We start from the raw sequence: 15,704 nt of genomic DNA, 5'->3' as shown, positions 1-15,704 counted from the left end.
TGCGGTCAAGCCGCTTCGGGCAGTCTGGCAATCACCTTGATCTCGAAATCGAAACCCGCCAGCCAGGTCACGCCGACAGCTGTGATGGTCGGAAACGGCGCTTCGCCCCAGAACTCCGGCACCACAGTCCAGATCGTTTCGAACGTCGAGTGCGGATCGACCATGAACACGGTGACATCCACCGCATCATCGAAGCTGCAACCGGCCGCAGCGAGGATCGCGTTGAGGTTGTTGAAGGCGGTGCGCACCTGATCGCGCAGATCGGCCTCGGGCGAGCCATCCTCACGGCTGCCGACTTGTCCGGAGACAAACAGGAAACCGTTGGAGCGAATCGCCGGAGAGTAACGGTGACGCTCATACAAGGCATGGCGGGCGGGTGGGAACACTACATCGCGCTTGGACATGGGGCTGACTCCATCAGGGGTTGATGGGAACGACTTTAGGTATTTGCAGTGCGCGGATAAACGCGCAAGCTTGGCGTTCACTGTTTGCAGATTCCAAACAATCGAGGGGCGCGGATGGACCGGTTCGATGCGATGCAGGCCTTTGCCCGGGTGGTCGAGGCGGGCAGTTTCACCAAGGCTGCCGAAACCTTGCACATGGGCAAGACCACGGTGACGCAACTGGTCCAGCAACTGGAGGCGCGGCTGCGGGTCAAGCTGCTCAACCGCACCACGCGCAAGGTCAACGTCACCGCCGATGGCGCGGCGTATTACGAGCGGGTGATCAAGCTGCTGGCCGACATGGACGACGCCGAAACCAGCCTGCCCGGCGCCGCTGCACGGCCACGTGGACGCTTGCGCATCGACGTACCCAGCCCGTTCGCGCGGCTGATTCTGGTGCCGGCCTTGCCGGATTTTCATGCGCGCTACCCGGACATCCAGATCGACATGGGCGTCAGCGACCGCATCGTCGACATCATCGATGAGAACGTCGATTGCGTGGTGCGCGGCGGCGAGCTGCTCGATCAATCGTTGATGGCGCGCAAGATCGCCGACCTGCCCTTGGGTGTTTTCGCCGCGCCGGCATATCTGGCCCGCGAAGGGACGCCTGAGCATCCGCTGGAACTGCAAGACTCCCATCACCGCGTGGTCGCTTTCCTCTGGGCGCGCACCGGCAAACCTTTGCCCTACGCCTTGCACAACGGTGCTGAGCAGTTGCACATCAAGGGCCGGCATGTGCTTGCGGTGGATGACGGCAACGCCTATCTGGCGGCGGGGCTGGCCGGCATGGGCGTGTTGTGGTTGCCAACGTATATGTCTGACGCCCATGTGGCGCGTGGCGAGTTGGTGCAATTGTTTGAAGGCTGGCAACTTGAATCGATGCCGCTTTATCTGGCCTATCCGCCCAATCGACACGTGAGCCTCAAGCTGCGGGTATTTATCGATTGGATCGTGCACTTGATGGCATAGCTTCACATGGTGCAGTTATTGCTTGCTGGTGCCGCACAGCCGTCAAAATTCCAACACAAGCGACGGCCGGAACCCATGCAGTGATGAGATGCGTGGTGTTCCCATCAAGGAGCTTCGCCTGCAATGAACATGTATATCGATATTGTTGGTGCCTGCAATCTGAGCTGTCCTTCGTGTCCGATGGGCAACTCGGAAAACCTCAATTACAAGAAATCGATGCAACTGGAGATGTTCCGCCAGATCGTCGAGAAGGCCAAGGCAGAGGGCGTGCGTTCGATCTTCCTGTATAACTGGACCGAGCCATTGGTTCATCCGAAGATCGGCGAGTTCATCGAGATCATCAATGCCGCCGGCATGGCCAGCGGCATCAGCACCAATTTGAATCTTTCGAAAAATATGGAAAAGGCGCTGTTGGCCGAGCCGGCCTATTTCCGTATCTCGCTGTCAGGGTTTCATCAGGAAACCTACAAGAAGGGCCATGCCGGCGGCGATATCGAAGTTGTGAAGCAGAACATGCTCGCCCTGCACGAGATCAAGCAACGGCTGGGGCTCAAGACCCGGGTCGATGTCTATTACCACCGTTATCTGGACAACATTGACGAAGAAGCCTTGATGCGCGGGTTCAGTGAGCGTCTCGGCTTTGTCTTTACCACGGGCTATTCGGTGATGATGCCGCTGGAGAAAGCCCTGGCGATTGTCGAGCGCGATCCGTCTGTCACGCCAACCGACCATGAGACCCTGACACGCCTTGCACTGCCGCCTTACGATGACCTGATCAACGTCGTTCAGCATTATCCCAAGCAAGCCTGCATGCTCAAGGATGACTGGCTGGTGATCGACTGCAATGGCAATACCGTCCTGTGTTGCACCATCTTCAACCAGACCGAATACCAGGTCGGCAAGTACCTCGACATGCCGCTCGATGAACTGACGCGGCGCAAATCCACACAGCAGAACTGTGTCGATATGTGCAACCGCTGCGCCTCGAAAGGCCTGCACATCTATTCGATGTTTCCGAATCAGGGCGTTCTGGAGCGGCATGCGGTCAATCGCATCGTCGACTTCGAACGCCTCAACAGTCAGGGGCTGGCCATCGACAGCCTGCAACTGGGCCGCGCGGGTGAGGTCAGTGCCGAGGACTTCGATGAAGCCCAATACCTTCGCTTGAATGACGACGTCAGGGTGGCGGTTTCCAACGGTTCGTTCAGCAGCGGCTATCAACATTACGTGCTGTGTGGCCGTCTGGAAGGACGACTCGGTGCCGGGGTTTTCTCGGTGCTCTGAAGCGACAGCGGAGTAGCAGTCGATCACGCGCTGCGCAGGCGTGATTGACTCTTTGCTGGATCAAGCCAACTATCGGCGCATAACAACGACCGATGGACCCGACCTTGATTGAACGACGTCAATTCAGCGGTGGCATGAAGGGCAAAAACCTTCGCTATCTGAATGAACAGAACCCCGATAACACCGGCGTGACCCGCACCGGTTTTCTCTTGCTTGAACACTTTTCGCTGCCGGCCTTCACCCAGGCGCTGGACACGGTAGTCACCACCAACCTGCTACGCCCGGGACTTTTCTCGTCGCGCACCTTCGGCCTTGGAGATGGCGAGGTGATCAGCGATCTGGGCCTGGTCATCCGCCCCGACGCGCGCCTGGATTCTGCTGCGCTTAACGAGCTGGACCTGCTGGTAGTGTGCGGTGGTTATCGCACCGAGCTGCGCGCCAGTGACGAATTCATCGGCTTGCTCAAGACCGCGGCGGAGCGGGGCGTGAGCCTGGCCGGATTGTGGAACGGCTCGTGGTTTCTCGGCCGCGCCGGTTTGCTCGATGGCTATCGCTGCTCGATCCACCCGGAACATCGCCCGGCACTGACCGAAATCGCCAAGAGCACCCATGTCAGCAGCGAACCCTATGTGATCGACCGCGACCGCCTCACTGCGTCCAGCCCTTCCGGGGCCTTTCACATGGCGCTGGACTGGATCAAGGGCCTGCACGGCAAGGCCTTGGTCGAGGGCATCGAAGACATCCTTGCTTTCGAGGAGTCGCGCTATCGGCGGATCAAACCCGATGAAAATATCTGCGTCAGCGCGCCGCTGCGTGAAGTGATCAAACTGATGGACGCCAACCTCGAAGAACCGCTGGAACTGGAACAACTGGCGGTCTACGCCGGCCGCTCACGGCGCCAGCTCGAGCGCTTGTTCAAGGAACAGCTGGGCACCACGCCGCAGCGCTATTACCTGGAACTGCGTATCACCGAAGCACGACGCCTGCTGCAACACACCGAACTGTCGCAGGTGGAAGTGCTGGTGGCATGCGGGTTTGTCTCACCGAGCCATTTCAGCAAGTGCTACAGCTCGTACTTCGGTTATCGGCCTTCGAAGGAGAAGCGGCTGGTTAAATAGGACCAGCCGTTAATTACGCTGACTCCGGTCAAAAACCAAGCGTAAAAAAGGGCGCCTTGTCAGGCGCCCTTTTTATTTGTGCTTGTGTGCTTGATCTATAACCGATCAGCGGGATTTCTTTGCGTTCGACGTTGTGGCGTTGCTCAATCCTTTGGAATTGTGATCCCCAGGCGTCGAGGTGGAGATGGCAGATGCTTTGGTCACGCCGCGCGTATCTCTGGACTGGGCGATGCCCGAGGTCGTTGAGCCGTGTCCGCTATCGCCATTGCGATCGCTGCCATAGTGGTTGCCGCTTTCACCGCGGTCGCGAACAGCCTTGCCGGCATGATCACTGCTGAGTCCATTGCCTCGGCCGTTGCTGTTGGCGCTGCCGTGATCCGATCCGCTGTGACCACCGCCTGTGCCGCCACCGTGGCCACCGCCGTTCCCGCCGCCATTTCCACCGCCGCCGCCATTACCGCCACCGCCGCCATTACCGCCACCGCCACCATTTCCACCGCCACCGCCATCTTTCGCATAGGCAGAATTCATGGGGGACAGATCAGCAGGGAGAAGTGGGGCGGCTGCGAGCATCATGGCGCAGGACATGACAGCAACGAGACTCTTGTTTTTTAAAAGCATGATAGCTTCCGTAGGGGGGGTTGATATCGCATCAGTTCAGACGCAAATGGCCCCCTCTAGTTCAAGTCCTGCGACAGACGGAACGGCAGCCGGGCTGCGCCTATAAGCGATCCGCGTCAATCACAGCCTGCGCGAAGGCCTTCGGATCCTCTTGCGGCAAATTATGCCCGACACCGCCTTCAATCAACCTGAATTGATACTTGCCGGTAAACCGTTTGGCATAGTCCTCAGGCTTGGGATGCGGCGCTCCATTGGCGTCGCCTTCCAGGGTAATCGTCGGCACGCTGATCGACGGTGCAGACGCAAGCTTCTCTTCCAGTGCGGCATATTTCGCCTCGCCCTGCACCAGGCCCAAGCGCCAGCGGTAGTTGAACACGGTGATCTCGACGTGATCGGGGTTTTGCAACGCCTTGGCACTGAGATCAAAAGTCGCGTCGTCGAATTTCCACTGCGGCGACGCCAGTTGCCAGATCAGTTTGGCGAAGTCGTGAGTGTTCTTTTCATAGCCAACGCGGCCGCGTTCGGTGGCGAAGTAGAACTGGTACCACCACTGCAACTCGGCTTTCGGCGGCAGTGGGTTTTGCCCTGCGGCCTGGTTGCCGATCAGATAGCCGCTGACTGCCACCAGCGCTTTCACACGTTCAGGCCACAGCGCTGCGACGATATCAGCCGAACGCGCGCCCCAGTCGTAGCCGCCAAGTACCGCTTGTTTGATCTTCAGCGCGTCCATGAAGTCGATCACGTCGCTGGCCAGCGCCGCCGGTTGGCCGTTGCGCAGAGTGTCTTTGGACAGGAAATGCGTGTCGCCATACCCCCGTGCATACGGCATCAGCACGCGATAACCCTTGGCAGCCAGCAGTGGGGCGACTTCGTCGTAGCTGTGAATGTCGTAGGGCCAGCCGTGCAGCAGAATCACCACCGGGCCATCGGCAGGACCGGTTTCGGCGTAGGCCACGTCGAGCAAGCCAGCCTTGATGTGCTTCAGCGGGCCGAAAGGCGAGGGCGCGGAATAGCTGACGGCAGCCGGTTCTGTGGTTTGCGCCTGAGCGCTGCCGACAGCGCCGAACAGCGACAGCGCCAGGACCGACAAGCCGAGCGCGTGGATGATTTTAGAAGTGTGCAGAGCCTGTTTCATGCTGACGTCTCCTTTGCGAGCCTGTGGCCAAGGGGCTGGATGAACCCTTGAAACCTTGGGGCCATTGAAGCGTAGCGAGGTATCCGTTGTGTGTCCCCGCACGGCAGTTTTGCAAGGGCGTGTATGGCGGCGGGGCGCGTACACAGTGTGATACACAGAGGCGAAACCCATTGTTTTCGCGCGAAAATAATAAGTGGCTGTTTTAAAACAAAAAATATTTCATCTCGGGCTTCCCAAACGAAATGAATGTTGTTAAATTGCGCCCCGTTCTCACAGCGATCCTCACGGAGCCGCTGACCAGAGCTACAGGGGCGTCGCCAAGCGGTAAGGCAGCAGGTTTTGATCCTGCCATGCGTTGGTTCGAATCCAGCCGCCCCTGCCATCTACGAAAAAACGCCAACTTCGCAAGAAGTTGGCGTTTTTTTATGCCTGCGATTTACCGCGCTTGAGCCAGCCGGGATTGCGCGGCGCCGAAGCACCGCGCACGCCGGTCAATCAGTGCGGTGCGCGCGGGATGGTTTTCATCAGGTCTTCAGGGCTGATGTGGCCGACCACGCTGCCCGGCTGCGGCAGATTAAGGATGTGGCCTTTCATCTTGCCGATGATGTGCATCTCGCACGGCTTGCAATCGAATTTCAGCGTCAGCACTTCATCGCCGTGGATCAACTGCATCGGCGCGACCTTGGTACGCACGCCGGTCACGCCTTTGGCCTGTTTCGGGCACAGGTTGAAGGAGAAACGCAGGCAATGCTTGGTGATCATCACCGGCACCTCGCCTGGCTCTTCGTGAGCCTCATACGCCGCGTCGATCAGCTTGACGCCGTGACGGTGGTAGAAGTCTCGGGCCTTCTGGTTGTAGACGTTGGCGAGGAAGGTCAGGTGCGAATCCGGGTACACCGGCGGCGGCGTGGTTTCGGCCTTGCGGCTGCCACGCGGATGCGCGGCGACACGTGCCGCAGTCAGCGCTTCGATCACTTCGCGGCGCAGCGACTTGAGCTGCGAGTTGGGAATGAAGAACGCTTGCGGCGCATCCAGCTTGATGTCGGTGGCGTGGTACTGCGTGGTGCCGAGCTGGCCGAGCAGGTCGCGCAATTGCTCCAGCGCTTGCTCAGGCTTGTTGGCGACACCAAACGGCCCATTGAGGGTGACGCTGGCGCTGATGCCTTCTTCGCTGGTCGCGGTCACTTCCAGCTGTTCTTCGCGCAGACGGGCGAACCAGCTCAGGGCCACGCGACGTTCCGAAGAAGTTTTCTGCAACGCCTGTTGCCAGTTGTGATCGAGGTTGCGATTCAACGGATGACTTGGGCGCAGCTTGAACAGGCCTTCGGGCATTTCGTTCGGCTCGACGCGGTAGCGATAGCGCTTCTCGCCGTCTTCTTCGAACTCGCCTTTGGCCTCGGCGATGTTGGCGCGGAACCCCACCACTTCGCGTTTGACCAGTACGTTCAGACCGTCACCGTTGGACAGCGGCTCATGGGTGACAACCTGCATGTCACGCTTGCCGACTTTTTCCACCGTACCGACCGGCAGGCCGGTGAAGGTTGGCGAATCGAAGGCGCCGATGTCGATCTTGCGATCGGTCACGAAATAATCGGTGCTGCCACGGTGGAAGGTCTTTTCCGGATCGGGCAGGAAGAAATGCACAGTACGGCCGCTGGAAGCGCGGGCCAGGTCCGGGCGGTCTTCAAGCACGTCGTCGAGGCGCTGGCGGTAATAGGCAGTGATGTTCTTCACATAGCCCATGTCCTTGTAGCGACCTTCAATCTTGAATGAACGCACGCCGGCCTCGACCAGCGCGCGGATGTTGGCGCTCTGGTTGTTGTCTTTCATCGACAGCAGGTGTTTTTCGTAGGCGATCACGCCACCCTTTTCGTCCTTCAGGGTGTACGGCAAGCGGCACGCCTGCGAGCAGTCGCCACGGTTGGCGCTACGGCCGGTTTGCGCGTGGGAAATGTTGCACTGGCCGGAGAAGGCCACGCACAGCGCGCCGTGAATGAAGAACTCGATGGCGGCATCGGTTTCATCGGCGATGGCGCGGATTTCTTTCAGATTCAGCTCGCGGGCCAGTACCAGTTGCGAGAAACCGGCCTGGTCAAGGAACTTCGCTCGCTCGAGGGTGCGGATGTCGGTCTGGGTCGAGGCGTGCAGCTCGATCGGCGGGATGTCCAGCTCCATCACGCCCAGATCCTGGACGATCAGCGCGTCGACACCGGCGTCGTACAACTGATGGATCAGCTTGCGCGCCGGCTCCAGTTCATTGTCGTGCAGGATGGTGTTGATGGTGGTGAAAATACGCGCATGGTAACGGCGGGCGAATTCGACCAGCTCAGCGATTTCGCTGACTTCGTTGCAGGCGTTGTGGCGCGCGCCGAAGCTCGGGCCGCCGATGTACACGGCGTCAGCGCCATGCAGGATGGCCTCGCGGGCAATGGCGACATCGCGGGCAGGGCTGAGCAATTCCAGGTGATGCTTGGGCAAGGACATAGTTTTTTTAGTCAGGCGGTCACGGGCAAGGGGCGCATTCTACCCGTGAAACGCTTGGTGGGCACGTGTGTGCTGCCCGATGGTGGCTGGTGATCGAGTCAGTTCGGCAGGCTATTGTGTTGAATGTGTCGGCCTCTTCGCGAGCAGGCTCGCTCACACAGGGTTAGATCCGGGCCGGAATACATTCACTGTGGGAGCGAGCCTGCTCGCGAAAGCGGTGTGTCATCCGAAAATCATTGAGTGACATCCGCAAATTCGATCAGCCTTTCGCGGCCATCGCCGTCACTTCCACACGCATCCCTTCAACCGCCAGCGAGGCCACGCCTACCGCCGCCCGCACCGGCCAGGGCTTGGCGAAGTAGCGTTTGTACACTTCATTGAAAGCCGCGCGATCGCCCATGTCGGTGAGGTAAATGGTCAGGTGCAGCACCCGGTCCATCGAACTGCCGGCACGTTCCAGCGCGACTTTCAGCGCTTGCAGCGTGCACTCGCTCTGCTCGGTGATGCCGCCCAGTTCCAGGCTGCCATCGGCGCGGGTCGGGATCTGCGTGGAGACCATGATCCCGCCGAAGGTGGCGACGTCGGACGAAATCGAGTCAGTGTCCGGATCGGGCGTGAAGGTGATGTCTTGATTGGCCATGCGCTTCTCTTGTTCGAGTGAATGAAGATCGCGCCAGTTTACAGATTCCCTCCGGCCATGGCCCGCGCGCGTTCAGACTGGCGAAGTCGCTGCTTCCGCGGCGATGGCCGCAAGCACACTGGGCCGCGCGCCGATGCGCTGCATGTACGCAGCCAGAGTTGGCCATTCGCAAATATCGATGTTGAACGTCGGCAACCAGGTCAGCACAGTGAACAGATACGCATCGGCAACGCCGAACGTGTTCATCAGGTAGTCCTGACCCGTGAGCGTCTGCTCAAGGTAATCCAGCCGTTTGTACAGTTTGTGCCGAAAAATCGCTTTGACCGGTTCCGCAAATTCGCCGCTGAACAATGGCGCGCTGGCACCGTGAATCTCCGAGCTGATGAAGTTCAGATGCTCCTGCAAACGTGTGCGATCCCACGTACCAGCGGCAGGTGCCAAGTCGTTCCCGGGGAATTGATCGGCGAGAAACTGCAGGATCGCCGGGCCTTCAGTGAGCACTTCGCCGTTATCCAGTTGCAGCGCGGCCACGTAGCCTTTCGGATTGATCTCGCGGAAGTCACGGCCGTCAGCGGTGCGTTTGGTCTGGTTGTTGACGCGGATCATTTCGAACGACAAGCCGAGTTCGCGCAGGACGATGTGCGGGGAGAGCGAACAGGTCATCGGTGCAAAGTACAGTTTCATGGCAAGTCCCTTGAAATTGGAGGCGCCACGATCCCCTGCGGGCAAAACTTCCGCAAAGGTCATTTGCAGTGCTAGCGTATGACAAATTCTCATGCGCTTAGCCTTATGACTGCCAGACTTCCTTCCCTCAACGGCCTGCGCGCGTTCGAAGCGGCGGCTCGGCATATGAGCTTTACCACCGCTGCGACCGAGTTGAACGTCACGCAGACAGCAATCAGTCACCAGATCAGGCGCCTCGAAGCCGAGTTGGGCGTGGCATTGTTCCTGCGCCTCAAGGATGGCCTGGCGCTTAGCGAAGACGGGCAGGCCTACCTTCCGGGGGTGCGTTCTGCATTTCAAGCGTTGCGCCATTCGACGCAACAATTACTCGAGTCGCGCGGGCCCAGCGTGTTGACCATCAGCACGCTGGTTTCGGTAGCGTCGAAATGGCTCTTGCCGCGCCTTCCGGCATTTCAGCAGGCGTTCCCGGACATCGATGTGCGCATCAGCGCCGCTACCGATCTGGTGGATTTTCGCCGAGGAGGCATCGACGCGGCGATTCGCTACGGGCGGGGCGACTGGAAAGGTCTGCGCGCGGACTTTCTCATGGCCGATGAGGTATTTCCCGTGTGCAGTCCAGCACTGGCGACGACATTGCACACGCCGCAAGATCTGGCCAGTCACACCCTTGTACAAGTCAGTGGCGTCACCGCCATAGACTGGCAGGCCTGGCTCAGCGCCGCCGGCCAGCCTGCGCAGTTGGCCGACGGCGCGAAGCTGACCTTCGATCTGGCGATGATGGCGGTGCAGGCGGCAATTGACGGGCAGGGCGTGTGTATCGGGCGTTCGACTTACGTGAACGACGATCTGCGTGCGGGCCGATTGGTCGCGCCGTTCGACCTGCGCCTGCAGGATGATCTCGGGTTCTATCTTGTCACACCCCATGAAACCGCTGACTCGACAAAGATCAGCGCTTTCAGAAAGTGGCTTGTGGCTGCGGCCCGCGACACATTTGTATAAGCGTGTATCAACCCTCTGCGGATACACACGGCAACACCAAACCGGGCATTCGAGACACATCCACCTTACATGCCGAACCCAAAGTAGCCCTCACACCAACACGACGTTTGAGAGGGCACCACCATGTATCGTCCACTGTTTCTGGCTTCTGCCGTTGTCTTCGCCTCCCTGACCGGCTTCGCCCATGCGGCGGATGCGCCGGCAACGAGCTGGCAGAAAGGCTTGAGCCGCACCGATCTGGTTCGCCAGGATCTCGGCGCTGACAATCGCGAAGTGATCCAGGCGCGTATCGATTTTGACGCTGGCGTCACCTCGCCTCGGCATGCGCACCCCGGTGTCGAGGTCGCCTACGTCATCAGTGGCACCTTTGAATATCAGCTCGAAGGACGAGCGCCGGTGATACTCAAGGCCGGCGATTCGTTGTTCATTCCGGCGGGCGTCGCGCATGTGGCGAAGAACATTGGCAGCGAGAAAGGCGTAGAACTGGCCACTTACGTCGTGCCGAAAGGCGAACCGCTGCTGATCCTCAAGCCATGATGCGCAAATCCGCTATTTGGAGCGCGGTTTGCTCATCGCACGCTTGATGCGCATCCAGTCCTGAAAGGCCGCCGTTCGCTTGGCGTCGGCCAGAGCCTTGGCTTCGCTGAAACGGGCCCAGGCTTCAGGATTGTCCGTGTCGTCCTCGATGATTCTGTAAGCCGCTTCTTCGAGCAGATCGGCTTCGCGGAACATCGCGGCGTTTTCTGCCATCTCGTCATCCCAGGATCGGCCGAAACCGAACTTCAATGTGTGTTCTGTCATTTCACGTGATCCTCCTCCCAGACCAGAGGTACCGATTCTCGCCATTGCACCTCGGTCACGCCAAAGCGTTCCGCCATCGGTTTGGAAAAACGTTTCAACGGAGGTCGACCGGGGCGGGGAATGGGTGCGATACCCGCGTCGCAACTAGCCCACTGCCACGCTTCGGCATTGTTCATGTTTCTTGTGCGAATGACGAATGACCTGGGCTTTCCATGTAACAGGTACTCGATCACGTACAAATCCGCTCCGCTCATACATTTCCTCCGGCTGCTTAAGAAGAGGGATATCTGGCGAAATGAATAATTCAGAGAAATTGATGCGGGCGTGATGACCGGCTGATTGGGCGCTTGGAGGGCCTGTACGGCGGGCTAAAGCTGTACAAGTTCTGTCGAAATATCGATCGCTTAGAAGAGTGTGGAGACAGGAACGCGCCCGCTACGACGCGTTATTCAATCGGAGTTCAGGAGTAAATGCACGAGCAGACAAAGTCGGCATGAACCTCTGTGTTTTCAACTGCAGTGATCAGACCTGAATGCAAGGCTTCTTCAGGATTGATGATGCGTGGAGCTGCGGTCAGGTACTTCTCTGTCTCCAACGCGTTTTTCCCGTTAGTCGTACGTTCGGCGACGATCTGCGCGTAGAGGTGCAAGTCATAATCCAGGCTCATGGCGTATTCCGACATGCGCGAGTGATCGACTGAACCTTGCAGGTGCCAATGAAATGGGTGAAACAGAAACTTGCTGTGGGTACAGGCGGTGCGGCGCTGGCCGGCGAGAAAGACGATATTGCCCATTGACTCGACCGTTCCCAGATTGTGCGTGTGCACCGGAATTGGCAGGGCCAGCAGGAAGTTGTACATGGTGAAGCCGTAACTGCACTCACCGCCCATGGTGGCGATGTTGACGATGAGTCTGGGTGCATCTTCCTTTACGGCGAGCGAGGCTTTATCGATCAGTTGGCCGCACGTCGAGGCATTGATCGGGCCGGTGAAGTTGATGACATGAACAGGCATGGCGATTCCCTCGGCTGGTCAGGACTCCTAAGCAATAGCTGTAATTTCGCTTGAATGAAAGTGGGCAGGGGAGCCACGCTCCCCTGCACCCGGCGCATTAACTGTTGCGCCCGCCACCATGGCTGTTTTGACCACCTTTGTGTCCGGCTTCAGAGGCTTTTTCCCGATCGTTGGCGAAGTTCCCGCCGCTGCTCTGGCCGCCCTTGCTGCCGGCTTCGGACGCTCTGTCCCGGTCGTTGGCAAAATTGCCACCGCTGTTCTGGCCACCCTTGCTGCCGGCTTCGGAGGCGCGCTCAGGATCATTCTTGAAGTTGCCGCCACTGTTCTGGCCGCCCTTACTGCCGATTTCCTGATAGAACTCTTTGTCGTGCGAAGCCGAAGTGGCTTCACCACCTTTTTTTCCTGCTTCGTTAACTGACATGCTGCCTTGTTGTTTATCTTGTGCCATTTCAAACTTCCTCATTTCTCTGTATAGGCACATGGCGAATCAAGGATGCACAAACTACGTGCCGTCGTTATTCGCCAAGTGCTCATAAAGTTTACTGATGTCGTTTGCGTTGGTTGGTCTGGCTTGTCTTGTAACTACAAGTTTGACCCTCGTGCTAAGAAGAGCGCTCATAAGTTGGCGTTGTATCCGGTGTTCGGGAGTTTTCAGAATTCACTGCCAATTCCCGGCGCTCATAACATTCCTGCTGAACGCTCTCCCTGTGCCTGGGACTGATCTGCTGTCGTTCAACACAAGGTGACACCGGTGGTATATCCGACTTCGTCACGTGCGAACTGCGCGCTGCTTCGGGATAAACTTCTGCTCCCTTGTTTCGTTGCACTTCGCCTCGTGCGAAATCTGTTGCCATGCTCATGATTGCGCTCCATCAGCTGATTTCAAAGGGCAGCGAGGCTGCCCTTGTACCGCTTGCTCAGGACTTGCGACCGCCGCCGTGGCTGTTTTGACCGCCTTTGCGGCCAGCCTCGGATGCTTTTTCACGGTCGTTGGCGAAGTTGCCGCCGGACGACTGACCGCCTTTCTTGCCGGCTTCAGATGCCTTTTCACGATCGTTTGCGAAGTTACCTGGATTTTTATTTCCTGTGGTCATGATAGCTCTCCGATATCAATTAACGTTTCGCTAGTTATGTCCGTTGTCGCACCGGACATCTACTCCGATTACGAGCCGGCGAAGAATGTTTTGAAAATTTTTATCCAGCCCGATGAACGGTAATTTTGTGATGAAACTTATACAGACTGTTAGTTTCTGCGCCGCTTCGTATAACTTTTCATAATTGAGGTCGGTTATGAAAAGAGTCGGGTCAAGTCGCCGTTTCGCTTTGCATTTCATAACCATTGGTCGGCAGGAAGTTGAACTGTAATTTGCCCCAACTAGAGTCTGGAGAGTGTATGTCTACAACTATATCGAGGGCATGAACATGACCAATCACCACAAGGGACAACCGTTTGCCGAGGATCCGCAAAAAATCAAGGAAGCCGGCAAGAAAGGCGGCAGTTCGGTCAACGTGAAAGTCGATCGGGCGGAAAAGGCACGCGTCGGCGGGCAGCACAGCCATGGCGGTGCGCGTACGGGCAAGGGTGACTGAGACGCCGGAGTCCACCAATCGCCGTCCTCTCTGCGCCAGTGCAGAGAGGACTTCTACGCTGACGCCTATCTGAACCGTGGCAACGGACGGTCAATCGGCTTGAGTGTCGACAACGTGTCGCGAATCAGCGGCGCATCTTTTTCGATGTCATGCAGACGATCGCGAATGCGCAGTGCCGTCGGGTGTCCGCCCTGATGATCGACCCAGTCGGCGATCTCTTTGCAGGCGGCTGCAAGGCGCGCCTGGCGGGCGTCAAGCAAGGTGAGGAGGGTGGTGATGGACTCTTTTTCGGACATGGAACACCTCCGTTCTATGAAACCGCTGAACCGCAACAAAAAGCCCGCATGTTGCGAGCGTTCTGCCGTTGGGGTGCTGCTCCATCAGCTGGTTTCAGTATAGACCCGCTATCGCCGGGCATCAGCCGGAGTGCAGGCGGGCCGGTAGTTGAGAACTCGCTGCGTTGAGGCGCTGACATTCAGCTCGAGCATCCGCGTGCTGGTCAAAGCCATCGCCGAAAAAGCCGCCGGTGCGTGTGTCGCAGATACGAAACCATGCCGATGCTTCGGCGGGTTCCTGCTGGCTGTCTTCGGCGCGGCGGCCGTGAATGACTATCTTGGTGCAACGCTTCACGACGAAAATGTCTTCCATGGCGCCACCGCAGTTGATTCGTGTCAGATCAACTATAGAAGCCCTGCGTGATCGTGCAAAAAATACCCGCCTCAACTCGTCGGCAAACGTCTGTAGGAGTGTGAGCCTGCTCGCGATAGCGATGCGTCAGTTGATGAAGATGTCGACTGACAGAGCGCTATCGCGAGCAGGCTCACTCCTACGGGGGAGTGATGTTGTGCCGGAAATCAGCATGCCTCGGTCATCTCACACATGCGTTCGAGAAACATGGCCAAGGCTACTTCCTCGGCGCGCAGGCCTTTGCGCACTCGCGGGCGCGGCAGTTCGGCGAGGGCGCCGAGCATGAAATGTTCGAGCACGGCGGGGTGGATGTAGCACTTGCGGCACACCGCCGGCGTGTTGCCCAGCTGTTTCGCGACGTTCTTCACCGCTTCGACCACGTGGCGCTTGGCTTCGGTCTCCGACTCATGCTGCAACTCGCGCAGCACCGACAACGCCAGGGCGCTGCCCGCCCAGGTGCGGTAATCCTTGGCGGTGAAGGCCGCGCCGGTGAGCTTTTGCAGATAAGCGTTTACGTCGGAAGAAGTGACGGTGTGCCGTTCGCCGTGTTCATCGAGGTACTGGAACAGATTCTGCCCCGGTATCTCCAGGCAGCGCTTGATGATTCGCGCCAGGCGGCGATCCTTGACGGTGATCTGGTGCTCGATGCCGCTCTTGCCACGGAACTGGAACAGGATCGCGCTGCCGTTGACCTCGACATGGCGACTGCGCAACGTGGTCAGGCCATAGGAGCGATTGTCCCGCGCGTATTGCGTATTGCCGACGCGGATCAGCGTGGCATCGAGCAAGGTGATCACCGTGGCCATGACCTTGTCACGGCTGAAGCCCGGCTCATCAAGCAGTGCCTCGAGCTTGCGCCGCAGTTTCGGCAGGGCCAGGCCGAAGTCGCGCAGGCGCGAGTATTTGTCGGCGTCGCGCACTTCGCGCCAGCGCGCGTGATAACGGTACTGCTTGCGCCCGCGCGCATCGCGTCCGGTGGCTTGCAGGTGGCCGCACGGGTCGGCGCAGATCCACACATCGGTGTAAGCCGGCGGCACCGCGAGGGCATTGATGCGTTTGATTTCGTCCGGGTCGGTGATGCGCTGGCCCGATGGTTCGAAATAAACGAACTTGCCGCGCAGTTTTTTCCGGGTGATACCAGGCTGAGTGTCATCGACGTAATGCAGGTCGGCGGGCAGAGCATCTGTCAGCACGGTATCGGGCATGGCGGTTTCCTTCGGTCATACGGCAGTCTGTA

General features: G+C 58.7%; 20 protein-coding genes and 1 tRNA gene. 7 read left to right on the top strand and 14 right to left on the bottom strand.

Annotation, left to right across the window (positions count from 1 at the left end):
• Positions 1-5 precede the first annotated feature (5 nt).
• Positions 6-404 carry a RidA family protein gene (locus PspCFBP13508_RS04195; RefSeq protein WP_024013144.1) on the bottom strand — a complete coding sequence of 133 codons (399 nt, stop codon included), beginning with the start codon at positions 402-404 and terminating at the stop codon, positions 6-8.
• A 114-nt stretch (positions 405-518) separates the two neighbouring features.
• On the opposite strand from PspCFBP13508_RS04195, the gene PspCFBP13508_RS04190 reads away from it, so the two are divergent.
• The 3 genes from PspCFBP13508_RS04190 (at position 519) to PspCFBP13508_RS04180 (ending at position 3,814) form a co-directional block, all read left to right on the top strand.
• On the top strand, positions 519-1,412 hold the full coding sequence (locus tag PspCFBP13508_RS04190; RefSeq protein ID WP_137213746.1) for a LysR family transcriptional regulator: 894 nt from the start codon (positions 519-521) through the stop codon (positions 1,410-1,412).
• A gap of 123 nt (positions 1,413-1,535) precedes the next feature.
• Entirely contained in the window at positions 1,536-2,696 is a 1,161-nt protein-coding gene (locus tag PspCFBP13508_RS04185; protein WP_137213745.1) for a radical SAM/SPASM domain-containing protein, read from the top strand.
• Positions 2,697-2,788: 92 nt separating this feature from the next.
• On the top strand, positions 2,789-3,814 hold the full coding sequence (locus tag PspCFBP13508_RS04180) for a GlxA family transcriptional regulator (protein WP_137213744.1): 1,026 nt from the start codon (positions 2,789-2,791) through the stop codon (positions 3,812-3,814).
• 105 nt (positions 3,815-3,919) lie between these two features.
• On the opposite strand, the gene PspCFBP13508_RS27560 is transcribed toward PspCFBP13508_RS04180, so the two are convergent.
• Both PspCFBP13508_RS27560 and PspCFBP13508_RS04170 read right to left on the bottom strand, forming a co-directional pair.
• On the bottom strand, positions 3,920-4,435 hold the full coding sequence (locus PspCFBP13508_RS27560; RefSeq protein ID WP_241669493.1) for a hypothetical protein: 516 nt from the start codon (positions 4,433-4,435) through the stop codon (positions 3,920-3,922).
• Positions 4,436-4,535: 100 nt separating this feature from the next.
• Positions 4,536-5,570 carry an alpha/beta hydrolase gene (locus PspCFBP13508_RS04170; RefSeq protein WP_137213743.1) on the bottom strand — a complete coding sequence of 345 codons (1,035 nt, stop codon included), beginning with the start codon at positions 5,568-5,570 and terminating at the stop codon, positions 4,536-4,538.
• 307 nt (positions 5,571-5,877) lie between these two features.
• On the opposite strand from PspCFBP13508_RS04170, the gene PspCFBP13508_RS04165 reads away from it, so the two are divergent.
• Positions 5,878-5,952 (top strand) — tRNA-Gln (locus PspCFBP13508_RS04165).
• Positions 5,953-6,065: 113 nt separating this feature from the next.
• Here PspCFBP13508_RS04165 and PspCFBP13508_RS04160 read toward each other — a convergent pair.
• The 3 genes from PspCFBP13508_RS04160 to gstA all read right to left on the bottom strand — a co-directional run bounded on the left by PspCFBP13508_RS04160 (position 6,066) and on the right by gstA (position 9,378).
• Entirely contained in the window at positions 6,066-8,054 is a 1,989-nt protein-coding gene (locus tag PspCFBP13508_RS04160; RefSeq protein ID WP_024013138.1) for a U32 family peptidase, read from the bottom strand.
• A gap of 259 nt (positions 8,055-8,313) precedes the next feature.
• Positions 8,314-8,694, bottom strand: coding sequence for a RidA family protein (locus PspCFBP13508_RS04155; RefSeq protein WP_101157158.1), 381 nt, complete (start codon positions 8,692-8,694; stop codon positions 8,314-8,316).
• A gap of 72 nt (positions 8,695-8,766) precedes the next feature.
• Positions 8,767-9,378 (bottom strand): glutathione transferase GstA, encoded by a 612-nt coding sequence (gene gstA / locus PspCFBP13508_RS04150; RefSeq protein ID WP_137213742.1) that lies wholly within the window; start codon positions 9,376-9,378, stop codon positions 8,767-8,769.
• A 105-nt stretch (positions 9,379-9,483) separates the two neighbouring features.
• Here gstA and PspCFBP13508_RS04145 point away from each other — a divergent pair, with 105 nt between their 5' ends.
• Together PspCFBP13508_RS04145 and PspCFBP13508_RS04140 are read left to right on the top strand one after the other, a co-directional pair.
• Positions 9,484-10,377: a transcriptional regulator GcvA gene (locus PspCFBP13508_RS04145; protein ID WP_137213741.1), complete on the top strand. Its 894-nt coding sequence runs from the start codon at positions 9,484-9,486 to the stop codon at positions 10,375-10,377.
• Between the two features lie 123 nt (positions 10,378-10,500).
• On the top strand, positions 10,501-10,914 hold the full coding sequence (locus PspCFBP13508_RS04140) for a cupin domain-containing protein (RefSeq protein ID WP_137213740.1): 414 nt from the start codon (positions 10,501-10,503) through the stop codon (positions 10,912-10,914).
• 12 nt (positions 10,915-10,926) lie between these two features.
• Here PspCFBP13508_RS04140 and PspCFBP13508_RS04135 read toward each other — a convergent pair whose 3' ends face one another.
• From PspCFBP13508_RS04135 to PspCFBP13508_RS04115, 5 genes are all read right to left on the bottom strand, one after another.
• Positions 10,927-11,178, bottom strand: a complete 252-nt coding sequence (locus PspCFBP13508_RS04135) for a hypothetical protein (protein WP_130910972.1) — start codon at positions 11,176-11,178, stop codon at positions 10,927-10,929.
• A complete protein-coding gene (locus PspCFBP13508_RS27555) occupies positions 11,175-11,432 on the bottom strand; it encodes a DUF6555 family protein (RefSeq protein WP_130910973.1) in 258 nt (85 codons plus the stop codon). Before PspCFBP13508_RS27555 ends, PspCFBP13508_RS04135 begins: the two co-directional genes overlap by 4 nt.
• Before the next feature lie 206 nt (positions 11,433-11,638).
• Entirely contained in the window at positions 11,639-12,190 is a 552-nt protein-coding gene (locus tag PspCFBP13508_RS04125) for an ATP-dependent Clp protease proteolytic subunit (protein ID WP_137213739.1), read from the bottom strand.
• A 97-nt stretch (positions 12,191-12,287) separates the two neighbouring features.
• Entirely contained in the window at positions 12,288-12,638 is a 351-nt protein-coding gene (locus PspCFBP13508_RS04120; RefSeq protein WP_130910976.1) for a general stress protein, read from the bottom strand.
• Between the two features lie 469 nt (positions 12,639-13,107).
• On the bottom strand, positions 13,108-13,284 hold the full coding sequence (locus PspCFBP13508_RS04115; RefSeq protein WP_016774938.1) for a general stress protein: 177 nt from the start codon (positions 13,282-13,284) through the stop codon (positions 13,108-13,110).
• A 295-nt stretch (positions 13,285-13,579) separates the two neighbouring features.
• Between PspCFBP13508_RS04115 and PspCFBP13508_RS04110 the strand changes: the two genes are divergently transcribed.
• On the top strand, positions 13,580-13,780 hold the full coding sequence (locus PspCFBP13508_RS04110) for a general stress protein (RefSeq protein ID WP_330221312.1): 201 nt from the start codon (positions 13,580-13,582) through the stop codon (positions 13,778-13,780).
• 65 nt (positions 13,781-13,845) lie between these two features.
• Here the strand turns inward: PspCFBP13508_RS04110 and PspCFBP13508_RS04105 are convergent, their stop codons facing one another.
• The 3 genes from PspCFBP13508_RS04105 to PspCFBP13508_RS04095 all read right to left on the bottom strand — a co-directional run bounded on the left by PspCFBP13508_RS04105 (position 13,846) and on the right by PspCFBP13508_RS04095 (position 15,672).
• Positions 13,846-14,076: a hypothetical protein gene (locus PspCFBP13508_RS04105; RefSeq protein WP_016774936.1), complete on the bottom strand. Its 231-nt coding sequence runs from the start codon at positions 14,074-14,076 to the stop codon at positions 13,846-13,848.
• A 121-nt stretch (positions 14,077-14,197) separates the two neighbouring features.
• Complete coding sequence (locus PspCFBP13508_RS04100) at positions 14,198-14,428, bottom strand: hypothetical protein (protein ID WP_137213738.1); 231 nt, start codon at positions 14,426-14,428, stop codon at positions 14,198-14,200.
• 206 nt (positions 14,429-14,634) lie between these two features.
• Positions 14,635-15,672, bottom strand: coding sequence for a DNA topoisomerase IB (locus PspCFBP13508_RS04095; RefSeq protein ID WP_137213737.1), 1,038 nt, complete (start codon positions 15,670-15,672; stop codon positions 14,635-14,637).
• Positions 15,673-15,704: the final 32 nt, after the last annotated feature.

The organism is Pseudomonas sp. CFBP13508 (genome assembly GCF_005233515.1).
In the GTDB taxonomy this organism is placed as follows: Bacteria; Pseudomonadota; Gammaproteobacteria; order Pseudomonadales; family Pseudomonadaceae; genus Aquipseudomonas; species Aquipseudomonas mercuritolerans.
The sequence above is the reverse complement of the archived record's forward strand: the minus strand, read 5'-3'. Positions and strand labels throughout refer to the sequence as shown.

What these genes read in the sequence shown, in the direction of transcription:
- PspCFBP13508_RS04190 (WP_137213746.1), top strand. Translation starts at nt 519, where the DNA reads ATGGACCGGTTCGATGCGATGCAGGCCTTTGCCCGGGTGGTCGAGGCG.
- PspCFBP13508_RS04120 (WP_130910976.1), bottom strand. Translation starts at nt 12,638, where the DNA reads ATGGCACAAGATAAACAACAAGGCAGCATGTCAGTTAACGAAGCAGGA.
- PspCFBP13508_RS04115 (WP_016774938.1), bottom strand. Translation starts at nt 13,284, where the DNA reads ATGACCACAGGAAATAAAAATCCAGGTAACTTCGCAAACGATCGTGAA.
- PspCFBP13508_RS04145 (WP_137213741.1), top strand. Translation starts at nt 9,484, where the DNA reads ATGACTGCCAGACTTCCTTCCCTCAACGGCCTGCGCGCGTTCGAAGCG.
- PspCFBP13508_RS04170 (WP_137213743.1), bottom strand. Translation starts at nt 5,570, where the DNA reads ATGAAACAGGCTCTGCACACTTCTAAAATCATCCACGCGCTCGGCTTG.
- PspCFBP13508_RS04100 (WP_137213738.1), bottom strand. Translation starts at nt 14,428, where the DNA reads ATGGAAGACATTTTCGTCGTGAAGCGTTGCACCAAGATAGTCATTCAC.
- PspCFBP13508_RS27555 (WP_130910973.1), bottom strand. Translation starts at nt 11,432, where the DNA reads ATGAGCGGAGCGGATTTGTACGTGATCGAGTACCTGTTACATGGAAAG.
- PspCFBP13508_RS04195 (WP_024013144.1), bottom strand. Translation starts at nt 404, where the DNA reads ATGTCCAAGCGCGATGTAGTGTTCCCACCCGCCCGCCATGCCTTGTAT.
- PspCFBP13508_RS04095 (WP_137213737.1), bottom strand. Translation starts at nt 15,672, where the DNA reads ATGCCCGATACCGTGCTGACAGATGCTCTGCCCGCCGACCTGCATTAC.
- PspCFBP13508_RS04135 (WP_130910972.1), bottom strand. Translation starts at nt 11,178, where the DNA reads ATGACAGAACACACATTGAAGTTCGGTTTCGGCCGATCCTGGGATGAC.
- PspCFBP13508_RS04140 (WP_137213740.1), top strand. Translation starts at nt 10,501, where the DNA reads ATGTATCGTCCACTGTTTCTGGCTTCTGCCGTTGTCTTCGCCTCCCTG.
- PspCFBP13508_RS04105 (WP_016774936.1), bottom strand. Translation starts at nt 14,076, where the DNA reads ATGTCCGAAAAAGAGTCCATCACCACCCTCCTCACCTTGCTTGACGCC.
- PspCFBP13508_RS04185 (WP_137213745.1), top strand. Translation starts at nt 1,536, where the DNA reads ATGAACATGTATATCGATATTGTTGGTGCCTGCAATCTGAGCTGTCCT.
- PspCFBP13508_RS04155 (WP_101157158.1), bottom strand. Translation starts at nt 8,694, where the DNA reads ATGGCCAATCAAGACATCACCTTCACGCCCGATCCGGACACTGACTCG.
- gstA (WP_137213742.1), bottom strand. Translation starts at nt 9,378, where the DNA reads ATGAAACTGTACTTTGCACCGATGACCTGTTCGCTCTCCCCGCACATC.
- PspCFBP13508_RS04180 (WP_137213744.1), top strand. Translation starts at nt 2,789, where the DNA reads ATGGACCCGACCTTGATTGAACGACGTCAATTCAGCGGTGGCATGAAG.
- PspCFBP13508_RS04160 (WP_024013138.1), bottom strand. Translation starts at nt 8,054, where the DNA reads ATGTCCTTGCCCAAGCATCACCTGGAATTGCTCAGCCCTGCCCGCGAT.
- PspCFBP13508_RS27560 (WP_241669493.1), bottom strand. Translation starts at nt 4,435, where the DNA reads ATGCTTTTAAAAAACAAGAGTCTCGTTGCTGTCATGTCCTGCGCCATG.
- PspCFBP13508_RS04125 (WP_137213739.1), bottom strand. Translation starts at nt 12,190, where the DNA reads ATGCCTGTTCATGTCATCAACTTCACCGGCCCGATCAATGCCTCGACG.